This window comes from Muriicola sp., from assembly GCF_041567615.1.
GTDB lineage: Bacteria > Bacteroidota > Bacteroidia > Flavobacteriales > Flavobacteriaceae > Muriicola.
Genome location: NZ_JBFGBM010000263.1, coordinates 1 through 2,522 on the forward strand (window position 1 = coordinate 1; position 2,522 = coordinate 2,522).

At 49.5% G+C, this 2,522-nt stretch carries 3 protein-coding genes and 1 pseudogene; 2 read left to right on the top strand and 2 right to left on the bottom strand.

Annotated elements, in window-relative coordinates; genetic code table 11:
* Together ABYP73_RS12850 and ABYP73_RS12855 are read left to right on the top strand one after the other, a co-directional pair.
* Positions 1-503, top strand: a pseudogene (locus ABYP73_RS12850) (biotin synthase); the annotation flags it as partial.
* Positions 504-592: 89 nt separating this feature from the next.
* Positions 593-1,462, top strand: a complete 870-nt coding sequence (locus tag ABYP73_RS12855) for a cupin-like domain-containing protein (protein WP_372945068.1) — start codon at positions 593-595, stop codon at positions 1,460-1,462.
* A 3-nt stretch (positions 1,463-1,465) separates the two neighbouring features.
* Here the strand turns inward: ABYP73_RS12855 and ABYP73_RS12860 are convergent, their stop codons facing one another.
* Together ABYP73_RS12860 and ABYP73_RS12865 are read right to left on the bottom strand one after the other, a co-directional pair.
* Complete coding sequence (locus ABYP73_RS12860) at positions 1,466-1,945, bottom strand: regulatory protein RecX (protein ID WP_372974598.1); 480 nt, start codon at positions 1,943-1,945, stop codon at positions 1,466-1,468.
* A gap of 49 nt (positions 1,946-1,994) precedes the next feature.
* The coding region (locus ABYP73_RS12865) for a ribonuclease E/G (RefSeq protein WP_372974597.1) at positions 1,995-2,522 on the bottom strand (528 nt) is incomplete at its 5' end.

Genomic DNA, 2,522 nt, shown 5'->3' on the forward strand with positions numbered 1-2,522 from the left:
GCATGGGAGAAAAACTGGAGGACAGGGCCGGCATGCTGGTTGCTCTCTCCACTCTCGACCCCCAGCCGGAGTCCGTCCCCATCAATGCCCTCGTAGCGGTGGAAGGCACGCCCATGGAGGATATGGAACCCATTCCCATCTGGGATATGATACGTATGGTGGCCACCACGCGTATTGTGATGCCCCGGACGCAGGTAAGGCTCTCAGCAGGCCGTACAGGGATGAGCAGGGAAGGGCAGGCCATGTGTTTCTTCGCAGGGGCTAATTCCATTTTCGCCGGGGATAAGTTGCTTACTACCCCCAATCCCGATGTGAATGAGGACATGGAGATGTTCCGACTTCTGGGACTGGAACCTCAGGCGGCTTTCGAAAAAATGCCTCAGCCTAAAACCGTGGAACAGGCAGACTCACAGTATGAGTCGAAAGGCGAAAAACCCAAATGGACCAGGCCCGGACATCAGATAGAAAGAAATGAGATGGCTAGGCAGCAGGCAAAATCCTGACAAAAGCAGTTCGGCGAGCCTTTCTTATTGTCGACCCACGGTTTGATCCGAATTTTTACCTTTGATGAATTGATTAATCAGGTATTGAATTGAAACTGCAAGAGATACCCCGGGTTGGATCATTGACCAGAGAACAATTCCTCAGGGACTATCTGGCTCCCCAGAAACCTGTGGTGCTGACAGAAAGTATCCGCGACTGGCCGGCCTATTCCAAGTGGGATTTCGACTATATCCGTCAGGTAGCGGGTGAAAAGACCGTTCCCCTCTACGATAACCGGCCTGTAGACCACAGGGAGGGGTTTAACCAGCCCCATGCTACCATGAAGATGAAGGCGTATCTGGACCTGTTGCAGAAAGAACCCACCAAGTACAGGATTTTTCTCTGGAACGTGATGAAGGAGGTGCCGGAACTGCAGAAGGATTTTTCATTCCCCGACTTTGGTATCCCGCTGATGAAAGGACTGCCCATGTTGTTCTTCGGGGGAAGGGATTCCTACACTTTCATGCACTATGATATCGATCTGGCGAACATCTTTCATTTTCATTTTGCGGGCAGGAAGGAATGTATCCTGTTTCCCCAAAGCGAGAACAAATACCTGTACAAAATACCCCATTCCCTTATCACACACGAGTCTATCGACTTCTCAGACCCTGACTACAACCAGTGGCCCGGTCTCCGGCACGCCTCCGGTTACCGGACGTGTCTGGAGCACGGGGAGGTGCTCTATATGCCGGAGGGGTACTGGCATTATATGAAGTACGTGACCCCGGGATTCTCTATGAGCCTGAGATCGGTGGCCCGGAATCCATTAAATCTAAGCAGGGCAGTTTACAATGTGGTTATTATGCGACATTTCGATAATGGTATGAGGCGGATCCGCGGCAAGAAGTGGATAGACTGGAAGAATCGAAAGGCCATTGAACGCACCGAAAAGGTACTCAGGACACTTCCGTCCTAAGTCTCAATACGAAGGAAAAAGTTCATCCAGCTGGTCATAGATCCTGGAACTTTCCCATCCCCGGTACAGCAGATAATCGTAAAGTTTCTTTTTCTGCAGACGGGGATCAATACCTTCTAACTGCGAAAGACGCTTTCTGGCGAGGTCCCGGAGCGTGTCGGAATATTCCCTGTCATCCAGTTCCTCAAAGGCCATCCTGATGATATAAGGAGAAATATCCCTATTTTTCAATTCCCGGGTGATTCTTACACGACCCCATTTTTTGATCCTGAATTTACCCCTGACAAAACTCCGGGCAAAGCGTTCCTCATTGAGAAACCCATGGGCTATGAGATGCCCCATGATCTTATCAATAGCTTCGGGGATCATGCGCATTTCCCTCAATTTTCGCAGCACTTCCTGATGGCATCGGTCCTGGTAGGTACAATACCTTTCCATTTTCCTGGTGGCCTCATTGACTGTATATGAAGGTCTTTTAAGCATGACGTAAAAGTAATAAAACAAAAAAAGCGGCTTCTGCTGAAGCCGCTTCTTATATGAGTTCTTTCCCATCCTTGTCTTTAAAATGGTACTCGAGGTAGGTATAGGCATCCCTGGGTTGGATCTTGATCCATTTTTTGTGTTCCAGGAACCATTTGGATCGGATCGATGGAAAACCTTTGGTCAGATACGCCGCGATGAAAGGGTGTGTGTTGAGTACGATCCCTTTGTCCTTCTTGGTGTTCTTTAATAGGTGTTCCAGGTCTACGTTGATCTTATCGATCAGCACAATGGGTGCTTCCACCTCCTGTTTGCTGCCACTGGGATTTTCCTCAGTGGTCTTGATGTTGATTTCCGGCCTTACCCTCTGGCGCGTGATCTGCACCAATCCGAACTTACTCGGGGGAAGGATCTTATGCTTCGCTCGGTCGTCCTTCATCTCCTTCCTGAGATGATCGAAGAGCTTCCTTCGGTGATCAGATTTTACCATATCGATAAAATCGACCACGATGATGCCCCCCATATCCCTCAGACGCAATTGTCTGGCGATCTCGGAGGCGGCGAGCATATTTACCTCCAA